Annotated in this window: 13 protein-coding genes; 4 read left to right on the top strand and 9 right to left on the bottom strand. The window is 56.4% G+C overall.

What is annotated here, in order from left to right; genetic code table 11:
* The first annotated feature begins 25 nt into the window (after window positions 1–25).
* The 3 genes from K3169_RS28115 (at window position 26) to K3169_RS28125 (ending at window position 2140) form a co-directional block, all read left to right on the top strand.
* Window positions 26–313: a YceK/YidQ family lipoprotein gene (locus K3169_RS28115; protein WP_027901789.1), complete on the top strand. Its 288-nt coding sequence runs from the start codon at window positions 26–28 to the stop codon at window positions 311–313.
* A 220-nt stretch (window positions 314–533) separates the two neighbouring features.
* On the top strand, window positions 534–1157 hold the full coding sequence (locus K3169_RS28120) for a hypothetical protein (RefSeq protein WP_231675351.1): 624 nt from the start codon (window positions 534–536) through the stop codon (window positions 1155–1157).
* A gap of 686 nt (window positions 1158–1843) precedes the next feature.
* Window positions 1844–2140, top strand: a complete 297-nt coding sequence (locus K3169_RS28125; protein ID WP_263269170.1) for a DUF6124 family protein — start codon at window positions 1844–1846, stop codon at window positions 2138–2140.
* A gap of 310 nt (window positions 2141–2450) precedes the next feature.
* Here the strand turns inward: K3169_RS28125 and K3169_RS28130 are convergent, their stop codons facing one another.
* The 7 genes from K3169_RS28130 to K3169_RS28160 all read right to left on the bottom strand — a co-directional run bounded on the left by K3169_RS28130 (window position 2451) and on the right by K3169_RS28160 (window position 16775).
* Complete coding sequence (locus tag K3169_RS28130) at window positions 2451–3302, bottom strand: CAP domain-containing protein (protein ID WP_231675353.1); 852 nt, start codon at window positions 3300–3302, stop codon at window positions 2451–2453.
* Window positions 3303–3425: 123 nt separating this feature from the next.
* Window positions 3426–4226 (bottom strand): DUF687 domain-containing protein, encoded by an 801-nt coding sequence (locus K3169_RS28135; RefSeq protein ID WP_231675354.1) that lies wholly within the window; start codon window positions 4224–4226, stop codon window positions 3426–3428.
* Complete coding sequence (locus tag K3169_RS28140; RefSeq protein WP_263269172.1) at window positions 4226–5338, bottom strand: RDD family protein; 1113 nt, start codon at window positions 5336–5338, stop codon at window positions 4226–4228. The genes K3169_RS28135 and K3169_RS28140 overlap by 1 nt, the downstream gene beginning before the upstream one ends.
* A gap of 115 nt (window positions 5339–5453) precedes the next feature.
* Window positions 5454–6020 (bottom strand): hypothetical protein, encoded by a 567-nt coding sequence (locus tag K3169_RS28145; protein ID WP_231675356.1) that lies wholly within the window; start codon window positions 6018–6020, stop codon window positions 5454–5456.
* 317 nt (window positions 6021–6337) lie between these two features.
* Complete coding sequence (locus K3169_RS28150; RefSeq protein ID WP_231675357.1) at window positions 6338–6820, bottom strand: DUF6985 domain-containing protein; 483 nt, start codon at window positions 6818–6820, stop codon at window positions 6338–6340.
* Window positions 6817–15021: a hemagglutinin repeat-containing protein gene (locus K3169_RS28155; protein ID WP_263269174.1), complete on the bottom strand. Its 8205-nt coding sequence runs from the start codon at window positions 15019–15021 to the stop codon at window positions 6817–6819. The genes K3169_RS28150 and K3169_RS28155 overlap by 4 nt, the downstream gene beginning before the upstream one ends.
* Before the next feature lie 32 nt (window positions 15022–15053).
* Entirely contained in the window at window positions 15054–16775 is a 1722-nt protein-coding gene (locus K3169_RS28160; protein WP_263269176.1) for a ShlB/FhaC/HecB family hemolysin secretion/activation protein, read from the bottom strand.
* Window positions 16776–17357: 582 nt separating this feature from the next.
* Here K3169_RS28160 and K3169_RS28165 point away from each other — a divergent pair.
* On the top strand, window positions 17358–18917 hold the full coding sequence (locus K3169_RS28165) for a methyl-accepting chemotaxis protein (RefSeq protein ID WP_411567020.1): 1560 nt from the start codon (window positions 17358–17360) through the stop codon (window positions 18915–18917).
* A 190-nt stretch (window positions 18918–19107) separates the two neighbouring features.
* Here K3169_RS28165 and K3169_RS28170 read toward each other — a convergent pair whose 3' ends face one another.
* Window positions 19108–20067, bottom strand: a complete 960-nt coding sequence (locus K3169_RS28170) for a zinc-binding alcohol dehydrogenase family protein (RefSeq protein ID WP_263269177.1) — start codon at window positions 20065–20067, stop codon at window positions 19108–19110.
* Between the two features lie 30 nt (window positions 20068–20097).
* On the bottom strand, window positions 20098–20271 hold the full coding sequence (locus K3169_RS28175) for a DUF1427 family protein (protein WP_080238309.1): 174 nt from the start codon (window positions 20269–20271) through the stop codon (window positions 20098–20100).
* Window positions 20272–20337 lie beyond the last annotated feature (66 nt).

Raw genomic sequence — 20337 nt, forward strand, 5'->3', positions numbered from 1 at the left:
AACCATACGTTATGGCAAGGACTGCATGATCAAACGATTTCTGCTGTTGGTAGCGACCGTTTCGCTATCTGGTTGCTGGAGCCTGATGTACCACATCGACGGTGAACGTTGCGTTTATGGGGGAACGCGGCAAGGGTGGGCTTGGGGCACGCACTCCGGCCCGTCGACTTGGCCGCTACTGGTCGACGTGCCGTTCTCACTAGTGCTCGACACGGTACTGTTGCCTTATGACCTCACCTCATTCCTGCCCGAAAACCTGGGCGGGGACGACAGCGAATGCCCGATTAGCGAGGGGCTCAACGTGTTGGGTTGAACGGGGAATATGGATCAGACCAGATTTTCAATTAAGTATCGAAAATCGTGCTCTTACTCCGTTTTCCACAATCTTCTGTGAGCGTTGGCGGCGAAGACATGAAGGACGGCCGGAGAGGCCTCCGACACAGTGCTCAAGTGCCTGACAGATAAGTCGATAAAGATTCGGCGTACTGCGCGTTGGCGCAACTGCCTACCATATCAATACTCATGGAGAGACTATGCTTCGCAACGCTGTTGTAATCACAACGTTATCGGCCTGCATGCTATTCGCCGGTTGCGTAGCGCCACCGTCTGCTTCACAGAGTGCGCCTGTGCAGCTTGAGCCCTTGGGGCAGATCATTCCCCAAAATACTGAGCGCACTGCGATGATCGAGCGAATTATCGCCAATGACCCAACTGTTATTTCATCTCACAAACCGGTACTCAATCCAACACAAAGTAACGATAGTCGTATTGCCATGTTGCGTAAGGAACTCGGATTCACGTTACCTGACAGCTATTGGAAACTTTACAAGCAAAACCTGGAAGCCCTTCAATTCGACCTTAACCATCAGCATTATGCCGCTCGCGAGCAGTACATCAAGACTTACAGCGACGAGCTGAATCGGGTAGACAGCAGCACGCTTCAGGTGATGTCGACCGCACCCAAAACATTGGATGAAAAGACCAGACAACAATGGAGTACGCGTATGAACGATCGACTTATACAGTACGTAATGACCAGTGAGGAGTCATTCAAGGTTGCAAAGCAGGCCCATATTGACCGCATGGCCGCTATGGATCGGCAATACGATGTCTGCTCGCGCAAAGCCGATTGTTGGGACGCTCCAGCTGGCAAATAGAAGCGGAATAGCCATCTTTGGTTAACTACGGAGGAATAGGGGTCACGAGGGATAGGGTAAGACTACATTTTCAATTAAGTAACGAAAATCGTGGTCTGACCCCATTTTCGCCCCCAGTGATTGACCAGTTCGTTCATTGCACATAACCTGCCCGCAACACACTCGCCACACGTCCTACTCAACGAGTAGGGTCCTGCCTATAGGCAGGCGTGCAAAAGGCGAGTTTTTTCGTCTGGAGTTTTACCGTGATCAAGATGGCTCCTGTAAAAATCCTTCTTTTGAAGAGGCCGCTTTAACTCCCCCTGTCGCCTACTGCCCGTAAAATCTCCAAAACTACTCAACAATCAGAAACAACCTTCAGCCCCAAAACCCGTGCTCTGTAGGACCTTTCTGAAAATTCAGGATATGCTCTGCATCCGCTTGTAGATGCCTGATGTGGCGACTACCTTCCTGCCTGTCGTTGATTTCAACGATCGGGTTTAGTCGCCCAATGAATAACCAAGCGAAGCATCTGTCATAACCATTGCCGAAGCCTTGAGCGACGGCGTGGAATCTTATGGCGGCTGTGCAAGGGGCACCTTCGGGTGCGCCGGGCTGCCTGGTTCCCGGTCGACTAACCCGCGCACAGCCGCCACCCTTTGTTTAGTCGCAAAGAGTGATGGCTCAACAATACCGGGAGAGTCACCATGATCAGATCCACGCCACATCCCCCCGCTACACCCATCAAGCAAAACCTTGTCAGCAATACCAACCTGGGCAACCTCAGCCTGTTCACTGTAAAGCCCGATATCAAAATCGAAGACGCGCTGGTTCTTGCATCGGAATACCTGAGCTGCGCCGCCGCTACGGCTTATGAAACGGCAGATAACAGCATGCTGGAGTTTCCCCCGCTGGCGAGGTCGGTTGTGCATCAGATCGAGGCGGCCAGAGCGTTGGTTGAGGCTTCGGTGGCGGGGTTGGAGGAGAAGCACCGAACGAAGTAACACAAATGATCTGTGCAGTTAGTCACTTCGCGGGCAAGCCTCGCTCCAACAGGGGCGAGGCCTTGAGCGTTTTCAGCGTCAGCACAGCGTGTCAGCTCAATTGCTTCGCGAACAAGTTCGCTCCTAGCGGGGCGGTGTTCTCCGTTGGGCTTTAGTGTTTGCTTAGCCCATGCCCCATCAATCATCTCCCGCATCACCGCCCCCGAGAAACTCGCGAAACGCCCAGAGCGTGCGACTCAAGTGCGAGCAGTATCCAGCCCGGAAGGAAACCTGCAAAAAACTGGTGCCGATGAAAACCTGATCCAGCCCATCAAGGCGCCCCAAACATCATGGTCCAGTACACCCCCGCTTTGCTGTTCGGGTTAGTCCCGTAAGCCGCCCCCATCTGGGTGAACATCGGGTTCATGAGGTTGGCACAATGGCCCGGGCTGGCTAGCCAGCCTTGCATGGCTTTTTCGGGCGAGCCTTGGCCGCTGGCGATGTTTTCGCCGACTTGTCGCCCGTTGTAACCCGCCGCTCGGGCGCGGTCTTTGGCAATGTCGCCGTTGGGGTCTTGATGGGAGAAATAGCCGCCGCTGGCCATCGCCTGGCTGTGCCGTAGCGCGGCGTTTTCCAGCGTGGTATTCCATGTCAGGGGCCGCGCAGCGGCGTAGGGTTGGCTGCCACACATGCGCGGCTTGGCCCGTGCCGCGTTGACCTGAGCCAATAGCGTTCTGCCCGCCGATTGCTGATCACCCAGATGACCGTCGAGCAACGGCTTGGCCAGTACCAATCGCCAGTCCCGGCCTGACTGAGTGATACCAATGTCGGCGTATTGGTTGTCCAGCAATGCGCCACAGTAACGGCTCTGCAGCATGGCGAAGGCACCCCTCGCATCCTGCGCACCGACCAGGCGAATGCTGCGCACCGCTACTGCTCGATAGCCGGAAGCTTTCAAGGTGTTGCGCATGTCGCCAGCAAACCCGATGGGCAAAGCCAGATCCCGCCTCAACTCCAGTGGCGATAACCCACGCACCGCACGCCCCTCGCAGCGGGAGGGCTGAGCGCGGTAGTCGTTGATGGCCGATACCAATTGTTGCGCCCCGCTGGCATGAGCCTGGCTAGCGAGCAGTGGGAGCAAGACGATGAAGCAGAGCGAGGTGAAGCAAGAAGTCAGGCGCATGGGACGGGGCTGCTCTGGTGATCGAAATCGGGCGCTGATCTGACTGGGGAATCGGGAACTAGTTGCACGATGCAAAACGGTAAATGTTTGACTGTCGGCACAGCCCTGAGTCAGCGCGCTTTTCTATTTAGATGACGGCTCACTCGCTGACGTCCCGTATCGTGAAACTAACCACATATAAAGCGCGTGATACCCAGTGAATAACAGACCTGATGCGCATCCAAAGCATACAAAAACGAGCATTCCTGAACCGAGTTGATCCACCAGGTAACTCACATACTGCCCGGTCGGAAGGGGCAGCAAACCGGGAGCCCCCAAGAGCAGCCAGATTAAAAACCCACTGACTGTCCCGCCCACGATGTAACGCAGGCGATGAGTGAGAAAGCGATCGGTCAGCCACAGAGCGGGCCAGCCGATGAGCATCGCAATACCGGCACCCACCAGAAAGCTGAAGATCAAAGACGGCACTATTTCAGAGGGAGAGGCAAAGGCCCAGGTGGCAACGACGGCCAACGATACGCCTCCACATAATGGAATGCCGAACACGTAAGCCTTGCTCATTTGCGGCACCGGGCTGCGCGCCGCGTATCTCACTAGATATCTATCAAAAGCGGTATAGAGCAGGCCGAGCACCACGCCAATCGTTATGGCAGCTATCCATAATCGTGGCTTGAATCCGCTGTAAAGAACGTAGGTGAACAAGATCTGCAACACGCTACTAAGCACGTGGCGAGCTTTGAAACCGGGAAAGCACCGATCACCTATCAGCAGGAACGGAATACCCAACAGCATTGAGCCGATGAACCCGAGTAGCAGGCCAACGTTGACTAGATCCAGGCCACTGATAAAAGGCATGAAAAACCCGAAACCCAACGCGCCGCCTATAGGCACGGCCAGGATTCTGAATGCGCTGAGTATATTCATCAGGGACGACCGTCTGGGTTGTTGTCATTCTCGGTAATCAGGTATTGCTCCAGCGCAATGTTCTTCTGTATCAAAAGCTCGTTCAAAAACTCCGGATCTACCGCGTGCAGGAGGGTGACCACGTCACGAATCTTCCAGTAATAGTCATCCGGGTGACCAATGATGCTTGCCAGATGAGCCCTCAATACAGGCAGGTACTCCGTCATTCCGCGCTCGCTAACCAGCCAGAACATACCGGCGATTTGAAAAGGCTTAGTGTTGGACAATGCGATGATTTTTGAGATCAGGGGATAAATATCCTTCCTCGCCTGCTCACCCTTTCCCTCGTCAGACTGGATCGCCCAGTATCGGGTTAATGCAGCGAGGTTATGTTTTTGGGTGTTATCAAAACCATGAAGCTGGTGATCAATGTATCCACCCTTGAGGTCATCGATAAACACCGCAAGATGCTGCAGGGCATGTTGAAAGCCCCAATTGACGAGCAGTTTCGCGGCCTCGTATCGGACGCTTTCATCCGCGCTATTCAATAGCGCATTGACCTTCTCAATGCGTTCTTTAGGTATGTCCTCGGGATCAAGATCCGCGGCATCCACGGCGTAATCAGCACTGGCTGGCACAGCATGCAAGGTCTGATATATCTCGCTGCTCGTGTCTACGTGTCCGCCTGGGGATGTTGCCTTGAATGGCGCGTTACTAACCGGTATCTGGTTCACGACGATGGTAGAGGCGGCCATGTCGCCGATGCGCTTTTGCGAATCAAAGAATATGAAAATCCAGTCCAGGAACAGCAGAAGCAACTTCAACAGGTTGCGCACAAACGCTTGAAGATAGCCGCATGGGACGAGGTTCTGCTCGTCCATCACGACAATTTTCATCACCTTTTTTCCGAGGCTTTGACCGTTCCATATGGCGTCGGCGAAAAGAAGATAGGCGTATGCCAGCGGCGCCAGAAGGGCGCCGAGCGCAGACGAGATAAGGAGAAGCGGAACGGCGCATATCGCAACGATCAAACTGGCGACGATCAAGTCGATCGTCTGCGCGGCCAGACGACGCCAAGGGCTGGCCAATGCATACGTGGTTGCGCCATGGGTAAACTGGCGAGGTTCCAACATCGGTTTACCCCTTGCCTGCGGCGTAGAGATGGTAGCGATCTGTTTTTTGGCTAATCACCCGTGTGTGACAACCCGTTAATGTGTCAGCCTGAAAACTACCGTGGGTACTTCACGGTCAACTTGGCCGGACAAATTGGTCACTCGTTGGGACGGGGATCCGCTGCTCCGGCTGAGTGATGTCATACACATGCTGCTCGCAACCATCTACCCGAACGACAAACTCAACCAGATAAACCTTCTGCTTTTCAGGTGTAAAAACCGAACGAAGAGGGCCACACATTCTTCGGACATTGTTGTCACTGACATCGTATCCGCCGCTGATTTCCATAGCGCGATCAGGATCAGCCTGTAGCTCTAATTGGGGAAAGTGCTTCAGCGCCGCACTGTGCGTGACCTCGTTCATCTTTGCTATCCAGCCGAACACCTTGCCGCGACCGGTGTAAGCAGCGGTGCCAAGAGACTCCGGACGCTGATCGGGGTCGCCATCACGTCGCACAGAAAACTGCACCGGATAAATATACCCGGTGGGTTTCATGATGACTTTGGCGTGATCGGCATCAACAACGACGCTTTTCTGCTTCAGAAGAATGCCGTCTTTAAACAGGCTGGGCGCGGAGCTTCGGCCACTGGATTGGCAAGCGGCCAATGCCAAAATCGTAAACAGCAGCGTGAGTATTTTCATGATATTGCCTCCTTGCACTTCTATTTTATCGACTCCACTTCAGAGCCCGGACATTAATCAGAGAACCCGCCGACCGCGCTAGACGCTCGTCCAATCGTCGGTCACGGTTCAGCCGCACACCGTCTCTGCACTCAGGCTCCAGAGAACTAATCGAATAACAGAAATGATGAAGGGAGCCGCGAGAAACAAGACGTACCCTGTCTTTGAGTGCCCGGATAGAAATGAGACTCGCGGTTATTAAAATAAGCCCCATCCGCCTTTATCTAAATGATCAGGGCTGGTTTTTTGAGCAGCCCCGCCATCAGGTTCCGGCACTGTCAGCCCAGTAAAAAATCTTGAGTTTCCACCGCTTCAACAAGACCATTAGCGACGAGAACCCCAACACCCAGCTCTGGATCGAACGTAGCGTCAAATACAAAACCAATCTGGCGTGCGCCGTCTTCGAAGGCAAACATAACTTTTACGTTTATCAACGTAACCAAGTCCCGCAACCCGTCAATCGAGTCGATTATTGGAGCCTTTACATCGACTTCCTCACTATCAAAACATTCACGATAGCTTTCGACGTTTGCAGTATAAAAATCGAAAACGGCTTGCTCTACCTGCTGACAAATAGCTTTTTTGCTTGATTCGAATTCCCGGTACGCAGCCCGTTGATCTTCCGAAATCGGATCATCATCAAAGGTCTGGACGATGAGCTCGACCTCAAGCACCTCGCCAAACAGTGCTACCTCACACTGCCCTGTCCAGATTTCATCGAACTGCAGCTCACCAAAATCGGGATCCGAAATCTTGCTCATCTTTTTGTCGCCTCCAACAAATTCCGCTCTGCAATGCCACCCAGATGGCCATACTTTACGCCAAAGCCCATCGGCCCCACGCTCCCGGTATGAATAAAGGAGGGGACTAATTGCAGTGTCCGCATGTCCTCAACTTCATGCCAAGTATATTTCTGTTCCTTCATAAAGCGCACGACATCTGACGTTTTAACGTCAAGCTTCTCCGCCAACATCTTATTCGCCTCGCGGAAATTCAGATTTCGATTTGTTGAAATCAGGCCAGGGAGGCGTACTTCCTGTACGGCAATCGGTGAGAAGTCCGGGTAAGCATTCTTGTAGGCAATGCCATCAGGTAATATTTTCGCAAGCTCCGGATTGTCGAATACAAAGTTAGACTCGCCTCTGGCACCGGTCCACGAGCCACCGTTGACAGGAGTTACCTTTATCCGGTCCTCATACCGACTGAGTTGAGGAACAAAAGGCCCCATCTCTTCATAGGGCAGCTTCGGAGCAAATACCTCTGCCGCATCGCCTACCGCTTGCACGGTAGCTTTCTCGCCGAAGCCACGAACAACCGATACGCCAGCAGTTACACCGCCAGCCACGCCTGCCGCAGAACCTATTCCATACGCGACCCGCTCAGCAGTGGACAACGGTTGACCCGTGATCGGGTGCAGACCGCTGAGGGCCATATATGCCTGACACCCCGTCGCGGAAGGACCGATCCCACCACAACCACTGTCGAAGAAATCAGCGGCTATTTTTTCCAGGCTGGCCTTGGACGATGCCTCGCTAGCCGCCTGCCGCTCCCGACCAATAACGGCCTGAGCCGCCGTTGCGGGAACGAGCTCCCACTCTGCGTTCTGGCCTGTAGTGATGACTTTATCCGTCACCACACACATGTTATTTCCGGAAATAGCGCACGGTATTATTTCACCCGGAACGGTGGTGAATACCCGGTCGCGCCCCATATCCTCGGCGAGATAAATAGTTTCCTCTTTGAGGACGCTCTTTGCTTTCTCTTCAAGCGCGATGATTTGCTTGTTCTTGCTGTCACATGAGTCGCTTTTCGCGCCGCCCGCGCACTTTTCTGCGTACTCTTTTCTCAAGCTCCGGAGCGTCACATCCTCAATAGCACTGAGGTGATTGTTCTCTACGGCATTCTTAGCTGCCAATGCCCCGGCAATAGCGCTGACATCGCTGTCGGACGTAAGCACGCCAGCCAAACCACCCGCCAGGGTAGACAACGCGGAAACGGTCTGGCGCTCGGATTCGGTCAGTTGATCGCTACGCTTGTCCGGGTAGAGTTGTCGAGCAACCAACTCCCCCAAACCTGCGCCGGTGCCACCGGCAAGCGCCGAATTACCCTGAGCCTGGGCAACCACGGCCCCCAACACCACGTGCGCGAACAGGTTGGCGTTGTCATCTCCAGCCGTAATTTCCTTGATGCTGTGAGCGAGGTAGGGGGCTGCACCGCCAGCCAGTGCGCCGGCGAAGTTGCCACTCAATACGCCTTGAACGACACCACTGGCTGCTTGTGCTGCCCGCTGGAAGCTACTGCCAGTCCCATAATTGCGCTGAACCTGATCACTGATTTCTATATCGGATGGATCGGTATTACCCGCAGCGGCGAGCTGTTGGCGTGCCTGCTTTGCTTCTTCGCTGTTAGGATCTTTGGCTGCCTTGGTTCGGGCGGCCGCTATCGTGCTTGAAAGGTCCTTGACCAGCGTAACGGAGCTGCGCACCAACTCCATACGCTCTTCGATTGCCTCGCGATCGGGCTTGTCGAGCGCACCATTGGCATGAGCAGTATCACGATTCAGACCAACCAGATCACCGCCACCCTGGGCGCTTCGGACTTCAATTTCACCAGCGCTGACCGCGCTGCGAGTGACGCTTTTATCGGCGTCGTCGAGCTTCAGTCCAAACACCATGCCCGGAGATAGACTATTACCTGCAGTCGATACGCTCGCGCTGACCGCATGGCTTTCGATTTCGCTGATGTTTTTGATGTCACTGGTGATGAGACGATCGGTACTGAGGCGGTTTTTGCTGGCCGCTGCGTCGCTGGCAATGACCGCGCCTTGCAGCACCGTATTCTTGCCCACCTGAATGTCATAGCCGCCTTGGCCTGCATAAAGTCCCGACTGCTCGGCGACCGCACGGTAATCGCTGTTAAGGCCACTCAGTGCGACGTTGGCGGATGCGGTGACCGGCGTACCTACGCAGAATGGTGGTACACAGATACTTGCACCCACACCACCGCTGCTTTGCTTGTTGCGCTGCGTTTCGGAGTCTTGCAGGGAGGCAATTTCCAGATTGCCGCCAATGTTGGCCTTGATCCTGTCGGCACGAACCTGAGCACCGATAAGGCGAGTGTCGTTGCCGCTTTCAAGCATCAGCGAACCGGTGTCCAGAGTGCTGTTGACCTGCGTTACAGAGCCACCAGTCCCCTTCCCTTTAGCGTTCTGGGCACCAAGGTCGAGGGTGAAACCGTTTTGCGCGCCAATATTGAAGCTCGCGCCAATGCTGGTTTTGTTGTTGCTGCTGTCGTTTGCCCAATCGGCACGGTTCTGCGCACTGAGCAACAGGATGTTGCCCTTGGCCTTGAGATCGGTGTTGGCCGCCTTGATAGTGCTGCCGACAACCGTGATGTTTCCTTCGGTGCCAGCAACCGAACCATTAGCCGCAACGGCCAGATTACCGCCGACGTTGACGGTGCTCTGCCTGGCGGTCTCGCTGCTGTATTCGCTGGTGCTTTTACTACGTGTGTTGGCTAGCTCGGTGCCAATCTTGATAACCGAACCGTTACTCAGGGTATCGTCCCTTACTTCCTGCGAATCCGACATGAGATCGGATGCCGTACTGCCCAATTGGTAAGCAGCCAACATACCTTGGGCAACCTTGACCGCCTTCAGACGTGGGTCGTCGCTTTCCTGTGCAGCCTTGACCGAGTCGCGCATGGTTCTGACTGCATCAACAGCCATGCCACCAATGACGCGACCCACCGCGAGGCTGCGAGACTTGTCTTCACTGCTCTGGCTGGCTGTTTGTGTTCCTGACGTAATGGTCACGTCAGAACCACTCAACGTCATATCCTTGATGCTGACCAGATCACTGGCGTTAACCCTGAGATCGCGCCCTGCAATCAACGCCACGTTGCCATTGCTGGAACCAATGGTGCTTCCACTGAGGGTGGTTTCTGCCGCCTTGCCATTGTGTTTCTGGCTGCTGATAGAAAGGTGTTGGTTGCCTGTGATGTCATCGATACCGAGCTTGTTGCCGGTGACGATCCCGGTTAGGTCGCGGTTCTTCTCCTTGTGCATGTCAGTGCGCGAGAAGGTGTTTTGCGCTGCATCCACTTTCAGGTCGCGAGCGGCTTCGACCAATAAGTCGTCGGTGCTGACCAGAGATGAACCCGTAATCGTCGCATCGCGTCCAGCAGATACGCTTACAGTTTCCCCCGCAACCATACTGCCCGCTGCGCTGGTCGTCGCCTCGTCAACCTTGGTCTGGACCTTGCTGGACTTCAAGCCGCCCCAGCTGCTTTTACTTTCTTTGCGCTCATGCCGCTCAGTGGCGGAATCAGTGACAGCTAGAATCTGTACATCCTGATCGGCGACCAGTTGTGTAGCGCCTTTTTCAGAGGTGACGGCACTGCCGGCCAAAAGCAGGTTTTGGCCCGCAACGACAGTGCTGTCGCCATTGGCACTGACCAGGCTGCCGACATTGGTAGTGCTACTGGTTTCATCCAGACGGAATTTCTTCCCGGACGAGGTTTTCTTGGTCTTGCTGTAGAAGCTGTAGTCCTGATCTTCAGCTGCCTGCATGGCGAGGTTGTTACCGGCGACCAGATAGGCTTCATTCCCCGCATTGACCTGACTGGCAGTCAGCGCCATGTCCTGCCCGGCAGTAAGCGTCGCATTGCCTCCAGCCTTGAGCACACTCGACACCTGGCTGACATGATCTTCCTGAGCGGTGACCTTTTTGCTCTTGCTATACGAGTGCTGTTCATCAGCCGCAGAGGCGATGTTGAGGTTTTCGGTTGCACCCAGGGTCAAGTCGCGCTGGGCGCTGATCTGGCTGGCGACGGCGCTGATGTTGCGGGCGGCGACGACCTGGAAGTCGCGACCGGCTTCTACAACAGAGCCATACTGAGCGATATTCTGATGATTTGAACGTGTGCCGATTGCACCGCTGTTTTCCTGTTGGGCGGAGACGATGTTGACGTCACGTCCGGCCTGAATGGTGGTGTCGCCGCCACTCTTGATCACGCTGCCGACGTTATTGACGTCGCGTGTGGCTTGGATCGTGAGGGTGTCGGCGGCTTCGATGCGCGCGGCGCTGTTAACGAACTGAGTGCGCTCGGAGCGGTAGCCGCTGTCGCTTTGGTGAGTGGTGACACTGCGCTCGTTGAGCAGGTCGCCATTAACGGCGACGAGGTCGACGTTGCGCCCGGCGATCACGCCGCCTGCGGTATTGGTCAGGTTGTTGTTGGCGCGCATCTGCAGCAGGTTGCCCGCTTCGACCAGGCCTGAGTTGGTCAGGTTGCCGCCAGAGCTGACACCGAGGTTGTTGGTGGCGCGCAGGGTGCCGCTGTTGTTGAGGTTCTGGCCGCTGATCAGGGAAACGTCGTTGCCGGTGATCAATGCACCGTTGGGCGCGAGACGGTTGTTGGCCTGGGCCATGTACAGGACAGGCACCAGTACTTTTTGACCCGCGACCTCATGCTGTTCCATCCACACGATGTCATGGGTCAGCGCTGCGACTTGCTCGCCAGTCAGGCTCACGCCTACCGACAGGTTGAGGGCGTCCTTGCTGGCGATGGCGTTATCCATCAAATACTTGAACAGGCCGGCATCGCTGGTCTGGCCGTCAATGAAACGCTGGCCGGTGCGGGCGATGACGGCTTGCTGGATCAGCTTTTGCTCGTAGTAACCATCACCCAGACGTTTCTGGGCTTCGTCCGGGTTGTAGCCCAGCTTGTCGAGCATGTAATCCGAGCTCATGAAGCGGCCCAGATTGGTGAACGCCGGGTCGCTTTCGATCAGGTACTTTTGCGGGTTGGCGGCGAATTGGCTGGTGGGTAGCTGGAAGCCGGGCAGGTCTATCGGATTGACCGGTTGTTGTGTTTGATCCGGCGGCAGTTGCGGGTTGAGCGCGACCACGGTGGAGTAACCCGGCTCACGGGTATCCGTTTTCGCACCGCTGCCGACGTAGGTGTAGCCACCGCGTACAACGGAGTTGTCGATGCCGTTTTTGGCCTGAACGTTGACTGAGCCGCCCGCCTGAATGATGGCCGAGTAGCTTTGGTCAGGTGCTGCCAGTTGTGTAGTCTTCGCCAGCTCGGCCTTTTCGCCTTCGGTGCGACCAATGAAGGTGGCCAGTGCACCTTCAAGACCGCCCAAGGCGTTTTTGTCGTAGCCGGGGCTGTCGATTGAGTATTGCTGGGTAAACGTACTGGCCAGTTGGCGCATGAAACCAGGGCTACGGGTTCGCTCCTCTACAAAAACACGGTCGGTCTGAGTGTCGTGGGTTTCGATCGCGGTGTTGGTGACCTGATCAAAAATGGCAGTGAGGTCACCACCAGCAGCAATGCTACTGCTGCTGTTATTCAAACTGCCGCCAGTGAGCAGCATGCTGCCGCCGGAGGTGATGCTTGACGCAGCGCTGGCCTCAGTAACGGCCAGATGATCACGCTGGCTGATCAGGAAAGGGCGATGCTGCTTGCCGCCGTCACAGTCACCAGCGTTTACACCCTCGATGCATGCCGTTGGCGTGATGGAAGCGCTGTATATCCCGGACTCTACCGTCAGAATGGTCCGGATATTTTCGATGGTGCTGGCCGCCAGACTCAGCGTGCCGTCAGCCTGCATGTTCGAGGAGCTGTTGCTGATCAGGCTGGCCAATCCGCCCAGACCGTCACGATCAACGCTCAGGTTGCCCATGGCGTAGATGTCTGATGCAACGTTGTTCAGCGCATCAACCTGCAGGCTGATATTGCCACCACTGAAAATCAGCGCATGGTCGTTGAGCAAGCTGCCAGTGCTGACCGCCAGCACCTGACCGGCTGCCAGTGTGCCGAGGTTGCTGACGCGCGGTGCATTCACGCCCACGCCGGTTGCCGAGGTGATGCGACCGCGGTTGGTCAACTGATCACTGAGAGTCAGATCAACATCGCCGTCACTGGCGATGACGCCGTTGGTGTTCCAGCTGAGGCCTTTGCCGACGAAGCTGTTGGTGCCCAGAAGCTGACCCGTAGCGGTCTGCTCAAAGTTGTCGACGTCGAGATTCAGCCGATTGGCCTGAATCACGCTGCTGTTGGTCCAGGCGGCCTTTTTGAAGGTGAGATCACCTTGGGTGACGATGCTGCCGCCTGCGTTATCAAGGTTCAAACCATCGAGATCAAGCGCGCCGCTGCCAACGTGCAAAACGCTGCCGCCCAGGTTCTGGAACGTACTAGCGGCAAGGCTCAGGTCAGAGTTGGCCGTTTCCAGCTTACCGTTGCTGTTATCCAGCATTCCGCCAATGGCGAAGCGGGTTTTGCCACCACGGCCCAGAGAACGGATCTCGCCCTGGGTGTTGTCCAGGCTGCTGGCGCTGAGATCCAGGGTAGTGCCACTTTCGATGACGCCAAGGCGGTTGCTGATAGCGCCAGCACTTGCGGTCAGTGCGCCCGAGCTGCTGATGTATCCGCCTTGAGTGTTGACCAGACTATCCGCCGTCAGCTCAATGCTGCCGTCGCTGAGTATCTGGCCTTTGTTCTGGTTGCTCAACGTCGCAGCCGTCGCGGTCAACGCCTTACCGGCGGCCATCGTACCGCCGTCGTTGGTCAGGCTTTCGGTAGCAGTGGTCGAGAGCTTTTTGCTGGCAACCACGTTACCGGTGTTGTTGAAAGTTTTACCTTTAAGGGTGACGTTGCCGCTATCGGCTGGCGCGCTGGCAGCAGCAACCGCCTGAATCGCACCACTGTTGTCCAGGGATTGCGCGGCAGTGGCTGTCAGGTTACGGCTGGCGATGACATTGCCGGTGTTGTTGATCGTATTGCCGTTCAGGCTGACATCCCCATTGGCGTTGCGGGAGTTGTCGGCGTTGATACCGGCCTGAATCGTGCCGCTGTTGTTCAACTGCCCATCGCTGCTCAGGGTGACTCTGTCCCGTGCGGCGAGCACTTTCTGGTTTTTGAGGGCGCCGCGGGTTTTGACGTCAACCGATGTTCCGGCGTAAACCGATTCCTGTGCATCAAGGCTCTCAGCATTGATCTTGACGGCGCCGCTGGTTGCGACTTTGGCCATGGTCAGATGCCCGTTGGCATCGATCTGCATATCCCCGCCGCTGGCCGCCATATCGCCAGCGAGTTTCACACCCACGCCCTGTTCGGTACCAACCAGCTTGATGGTGTTGGCGTACATGCCACCCAACGCCGAGGAGTCGATGGCCAGTTCTGGCTTGTCTGCAGGATTGGCTGCGCGGGCCTTGGCCTCCAGCGTGTCAGCGTTGACGTCGTTGGCACCGGTTACAATATTCAGGCGCTTGGCGTAGATGTTGGCGTTGACCTTTGCCGAACGGGTGATGATGTCGAACTGATCGACATTACTGGCGTTGAGCCCGTCGCCCTCGATATTGATACTGCCGCCGTCGACTTCGAAATGATCGAGCTTGCCACTGCCGTCAATCACCGGCTTACCAGTGCTCAGCGTCACGCGAGGCGTGTTGATGAAGCCACAGCCGTTACAGGTCACGCCGTAAGGGTTGGCAACGATGACCCGCGCCGACTTGCCCGCTACCTCGGTGTATCCGTTGAGTTGACTGGCGCTGCCGCCGTTGACTTCGTTGAGAATGGTCCCGGCTGCTTTACCGCCCAACTGGCCGTTGCCATTGATGTAGCCACCCAATTGGGTCTTCTCCACGCTATTAGTGGAGTTATTGAGGATCACGCCGTTCTTGCCGACGTTGTAGTCGGTGAACTGGTTGTGAGACAGCCCCGAGCCGTTTGGCTTGGCGATGTTGATCACGGTAACGCCGTTACCCGCCTGCCCCACGGTGGTCTTAGTGCCGCCGCTCACCACGATGCCGCCAGCCTGCGCCCAGATCGGCTGCCAGAACACGACGTTGATCATCAGCACCGCCAACGCACGTTTGGACACGCCGAGGAAGCGCTTGCGCGTCTTCAACTCAGCGGAAGGTTGGCGGGCCAGAAATGCAAATTGATGAACGTCCATTTTCGAAGTCTCGCGGCAACAAATTTGATTAATTAGAGAAACAGGTCGACCTGGAAATAGATCGGTGCTTCACGCTCGGTGAGCACACTCGGGCGCTCCAGCGAATGGGCAAACGTCACGCTGGCGTTGACGTGCTCGCCTCTGGCGAACAGCTGCAGGGAATTACTCGATACGCGTCCGTTGAAACCACTGCTGTATCGGTCATTACTGATCACGCCCTGGTCATAACCGACGCTGGTGCCGTACTGACTAAAAGCGGGACGCAGCCAGTCCAGCGTCACCGGCCGCGTCCAGCGCAGCTCGTTACGCCAGTAGCCGCCACTGGAGCCGGACAGGAATTGATCCTTGTAGCCGCGCACGGAAGAGCTGCCACCGACGCTGATGCGTTGCGAGCTGAACAACACATCTTCGCTACGCTGCCCCGTGGCAAGGCTGCTGAAACTGAAGGACTCGCCCAGCCAGTTGAAAGGCAGCAGATAACTCGCGGTGGCGGTGTATTTGCGATAGCGCGGGGTGGCGGTGAGATTGCCGAATTCGTCGCGCTGCTGAGCATCCTTTTGCGCATCCAGTGCGCCGATGCCTTGCTGCATGCCCAGATCAAGGTTGACGAAGGAGTTACCGATGCGCCGACCATGGTTGATACCGAACTGCGCTTCAGTAATCCGGTTGCTGCTGCCCTCGAGGCGGCTGTCCTCGATGTAGTTGTTGGTGCGCACGTGCGCCAGCCCGGCACTGACCGAAGTTTTGCTGACGGCGTCGCGATGGATCAGACGCTCGGCGAGAAATTGATGGTTCTGGCTGTCACCGTTCTGCTTGAAGCTGAAACCAACACCTTGTCCCTGCGAGCGATATTCGCTCTGGCTATAGCTGTAACTGAAGTTCCACCAGCCATACGGAACGTTGTAATAGAGCATGGCGCTTTTGGAGGTGGACTTGTGATCACTGACCACATCGTGTCCGCCACGCAGAATCAACTGGTCGGCGATGCCCAGCGGGCTGTCCCACTCAAGCCCGGCATTGACCTGCTGTTCGCCGGTGCTTTTCTGCCCATCGTTATTGCGCGACAGGCTTGCGCGCCAAGGCTTCTGTGGCACGTTGCGCACCAGCACCTCACTGCCACCCACCTCGTTCCCTGGCGCCAATTCCATCTGGGCCTGTTTGGACGGCAATCGATTGAGCTGGTCCACCAACTGCTCGATTTCACGCAGGCTCAGGACCTCGCCGGTGGCCCCCGGAAATGCCATCGCCAGTTCGCGCTCGGATACCGTGCTGCCTGGAGCGCCTTTCAAGCTTTCAAGTTTGCCTTCCACGACCAATACAGTCAGGTGCCCTTTGGACAGATCCTGCTGTGGAAGATAAGCGCGACTGGTGACCAGCCCTTGATCGAGGTAGTAGTTGGTAATGGCCTTGAGCAGCTCATTCAAATCAGCAACGGCCAGGCAGCGATCCATGTACGGCTTGAGCAGCCGTTCCCGATCCACTCCACTCAGGCGCTCGGCACCCTGAAGCTCAATGGTTTTGATCGGGAAGCAACGCGCATCCTCGGGCGATGCCGGTTTAGGCTGCTCAGCGCTGGAGCCTGGCAGTTCCTTGAGTTCCTTGAGTCGGCGTTGCTGCTCTTCAATCAGCCGATTCTGTCGATCACGAATCAGGTCCTGATCACCCGGGGTCGGCACAGTCGCGCCATAGACAGGCGAACCGATAGCTAACAATAAGGCGCACGAATGCAGCCACGTCCGTGGGGAGGCAAACATAAACATTCCATCGATATGTCTCGGGCGTTTGAAGTGCCTGAGCAGGAAGAAGAAACAGCAACCGCGAGGTGGAAGCCTGGATACCGGCCAGATGCCAGCAATTAGCAGCAAAGTGCCATCAAATGCTGGCAAATTTAACAAGATGTATCAATGCTGAAACAGACCCCTCATTCGAAGAAAGTTCCTCCAAGGGGAAAATTTTGTGATGGGGGTCACTAAAAATGCAGAAGAGCGCGCGTCAGAACTCACTAAGCCCGTACGTCGCGCAATGAGGATGATTGACACCCGAAAGCACTATGGAGGTTTGTATCAACAGCGCCCAGGAGCCATCGGCAGGACATTTGATAAGCGAGAGACGCTATCTATACTCCCTGCATCGTTGGGGGGTAGCACGCAGCCACCGCGCAAGGCCTCAAGTATTTGGTGATTTTCGGAGCCAGACTTAGGCCGTCGCCAATGCAATCCGTAACCCGCTATGTTTAAAAGCTTTAACCTCGAAGACATAACTCCCGACAGGTCTAGACCCATTCGTTGAAAATGGATTTCACCCGTGCCCGAAGTAACTTCATATGGATGCTGAAGATGGCCAGACATATCACTCAGACTGAACAGACTTTCCCAGCCGAACAACGCTTGATTTCAGCGACCGATACCAAAGGTAAAATCACCTACTGCAACGAAGAGTTCGCGGATATCGCGGGCTATTCGCAAGCCGAACTGATCGGTAGTCCGCACAATCTGGTGCGCCATCCGGACATGCCTGCGGCGGTCTTCGGACTGATGTGGAGTTATCTGAAGGCAGGTAAAAGCTGGATGGGCATCGTCAAGAACCGTTGCAAAAACGGCGACTATTACTGGGTCAGTGCCTACGTCACGCCGATCCTCGAAGACGGCCGTTTGATCGGGTACGAGTCAGTACGTGTCAAGCCCACGCGAGAACAGGTCATCCGCGCCGAAACACTTTACGCCCGGTTACGCGGCGGCAAAAAAGCCGTCGCAGGTTCTCGCCATGTAATGGCATTTCTAAGCGTTACGGCTGTGCCAGCCATTGCTGCCGCTCTGGGTGTGGCGGTCAACATGTTGCTCCCAGATACCCTGGCTCATGTTGCCAACGCGTTGCTGTTTCTGGCACTTGGCGGCTGGGCGTACTTCCGCTTCGAGCGGCAGCTGGCGCGCATTATCCGTAGCGCGCCGGGTGCTTTCACTGATCCGGTAAGCGCGCTCGCCTATAGCGACGCATACGGCAAGAGCGCGCAAGTCGAGATGATCCTGATCAGCGAGGACGCTCGACTGCGCACTGCGCTGACCCGCTTGAGCGACCTGGCGGCCCAGGTCTCGGAAGCCGCCGGGCACTCATCACAATTGTCCACGCAGAGTGAGCATGCCTTGCTGGAGCAACGCGCGGAAACTGACTTGACCGCCGCGGCCATGACGCAGATGGCGGCGTCCATCAATGAAGTCGCTAAACATGTACAGCAAACCGCGACCGAAGCGACCACCGCCAACGAACTGGCCGAACAGGGCAACAAAGTGGCCGGTAGCTCCCGCGAAGCCATCCAGCGCCTGGCCGGTACGGTCACCAGTATCAGCAACGCCGTGGACAATCTGGCCAATGAAACCCAGCAGATCATGTCGGCCGCCAGTGTGATTCAGGCCATCGCCGATCAGACCAACCTCCTCGCACTCAACGCAGCGATCGAAGCAGCAAGAGCCGGGGAGCAAGGACGCGGCTTTGCCGTGGTGGCGGATGAGGTGCGCGCACTGGCGGGCAAAACGCGGGAGTCGACTCAACAGATTCAGGCAGTCATCGAGTCGTTGAAGAAAGGCGCAGATGAAGCGGTCAGCATCGCCCAGGTGGGCATCAGAGAAGCCGACAATGGCGTTTCTCAGGTCATCGAAGCGCAAGATGCCTTGCAGGGCATTCGCGAGGCCATCGCGCGCATCAGCAGCATGGGCCATCAAATGGCGACTGCGTCTGAAGAACAGGCCCATGTAGCAGAGGATATTTCCCGACAGATCAATAACGTCGCAGCAACGTTCGAAACTTCCGCCAGCAACGCCAATGCGGCCGTGGCAAGGGGGACTGAACTGGAAAATACTTCTCGCGGGTTACGTGCGCTGGTTGAGCGGTTTAACCGTTAGTTTGAGAGGTTGGCAGCAGGCAGCGCGGCAAACAACAATCCGTAGGACCGGCTTTAGCCGGGAGGGGGCAAGTACACTTTCTGAATATTGCTCTTCAGAAATAATGCCCTCCCGGCTAAAGCCAGTCCTACGGATTCTGCGTTTACTGCGTGACAGAGTGGTGTTATAGACATCCGCGCGGCATCTGTAATTAAGGCAATAAAATCACCTTCTCCCCCGCGCCCTGATAAACCTCTTCGTATCGCGCCGGCCCTTCGCCCAATGGCGACTCGACCAAACCTGTCGGCAGCGGCAAGCTGCCTTCGTCGAAGAATCGACCGAACTGGTCGAGCATCTTCGCGCAGGCCTGGCAGTCGTAAAGCAGCGAGTTGATCCCCACCACCGAGCCGCCTTTACGGTACAGCGCCAATGAAGGCAGCTGTACATGGCCGTCCACAGGTGCCGCGATGATTGCGATACGGCCGAAGGTTGCCAGAGCAGGCACCGCAGCTGGAAGCCAGAAGCCCGTGGTGTCGAAAATCACATCGGCACCGCTCTGGAAAACCCCGTTGACCTGCGCCGCCAGCTCTTCAGGCTTGCCTAGCACAATGCCGTCGAAGCCTTGCTCTTGCAGCGTGGCAATGTGTTCCGGACGACGAACTGCCCCGAGTACACGAGCGCCGAGAATCCTGCCCAGAGCCAAAGCCGCACTGCCCACTGCACCATTGGCCCCGATGACCAGCAAGCGTGTGTCGGCATTGACAAGGCTGCGTTGCAAAGCATCCCACGCAGTGGTGTAAGGCACGCCCAGGCTGGCGGCCTGACTGAAGTTCAGCGCCTTTGGTTTGAGCGCAACGCCCTTGGCGGGCAAGGTCAAAAACTGAGCGTGAGAGCCGTCGCGGAAGAAGCCTGGCTCTTTACCGGTGCCCCAAACCTCCCGCCCCAACAGGTCGGCAGGACCTTCAATAACCACGCCCGAAAAGTCCCGGCCAGGTACTCGTGGCAAGGTGGTGTAGGGAAAACGCCCGAGGACGTTCTTCACATCGCTGGGGTTCAGGCCTGCGGCTTTGACCTCGATCAGCACTTCATTCTGAGCGGGCACAGGCGTGGGCAGGTCGACATATTGCAGAGCGGCGAGATCGCCGGTTCGGGAGAACTGCAGGGCTTTCATGGAAGCCTCCATTGGGTACGAAATGAATGATCAGGAAAGCCAGGTGGCCACCAGTTGCCTGCCCATCGGCCACAGCTTTTCGCCCAGCAACATGCCGGTCAGGCCAACGAGTGCGACAGCGGGCGGTGCTGGCGAGCGGAAATCAAGCGCGCCGTAAAGCAGGCCTACGGCGATGCCAATGACGATGGAGATGAGGTAGCTCATGGTGAACCCCGTGCAGAGTTTGCTAATGCACGCAGTTTAGGGACGGGAGAAAAAAGCTATCGGCCA

Origin of the sequence: Pseudomonas phytophila, from assembly GCF_025643095.1 — a bacterium.
GTDB lineage: Bacteria > Pseudomonadota > Gammaproteobacteria > Pseudomonadales > Pseudomonadaceae > Aquipseudomonas > Aquipseudomonas quasicaspiana.

What these genes read in the sequence shown, in the direction of transcription:
- K3169_RS28160 (WP_263269176.1), bottom strand. Translation starts at nt 16,775, where the DNA reads ATGTTTGCCTCCCCACGGACGTGGCTGCATTCGTGCGCCTTATTGTTA.
- K3169_RS28115 (WP_027901789.1), top strand. Translation starts at nt 26, where the DNA reads ATGATCAAACGATTTCTGCTGTTGGTAGCGACCGTTTCGCTATCTGGT.
- K3169_RS28175 (WP_080238309.1), bottom strand. Translation starts at nt 20,271, where the DNA reads ATGAGCTACCTCATCTCCATCGTCATTGGCATCGCCGTAGGCCTGCTT.
- K3169_RS28130 (WP_231675353.1), bottom strand. Translation starts at nt 3,302, where the DNA reads ATGCGCCTGACTTCTTGCTTCACCTCGCTCTGCTTCATCGTCTTGCTC.
- K3169_RS28170 (WP_263269177.1), bottom strand. Translation starts at nt 20,067, where the DNA reads ATGAAAGCCCTGCAGTTCTCCCGAACCGGCGATCTCGCCGCTCTGCAA.
- K3169_RS28150 (WP_231675357.1), bottom strand. Translation starts at nt 6,820, where the DNA reads ATGAGCAAGATTTCGGATCCCGATTTTGGTGAGCTGCAGTTCGATGAA.
- K3169_RS28145 (WP_231675356.1), bottom strand. Translation starts at nt 6,020, where the DNA reads ATGAAAATACTCACGCTGCTGTTTACGATTTTGGCATTGGCCGCTTGC.
- K3169_RS28140 (WP_263269172.1), bottom strand. Translation starts at nt 5,338, where the DNA reads ATGTTGGAACCTCGCCAGTTTACCCATGGCGCAACCACGTATGCATTG.
- K3169_RS28135 (WP_231675354.1), bottom strand. Translation starts at nt 4,226, where the DNA reads ATGAATATACTCAGCGCATTCAGAATCCTGGCCGTGCCTATAGGCGGC.
- K3169_RS28155 (WP_263269174.1), bottom strand. Translation starts at nt 15,021, where the DNA reads ATGGACGTTCATCAATTTGCATTTCTGGCCCGCCAACCTTCCGCTGAG.
- K3169_RS28165 (WP_411567020.1), top strand. Translation starts at nt 17,358, where the DNA reads ATGGCCAGACATATCACTCAGACTGAACAGACTTTCCCAGCCGAACAA.
- K3169_RS28125 (WP_263269170.1), top strand. Translation starts at nt 1,844, where the DNA reads ATGATCAGATCCACGCCACATCCCCCCGCTACACCCATCAAGCAAAAC.
- K3169_RS28120 (WP_231675351.1), top strand. Translation starts at nt 534, where the DNA reads ATGCTTCGCAACGCTGTTGTAATCACAACGTTATCGGCCTGCATGCTA.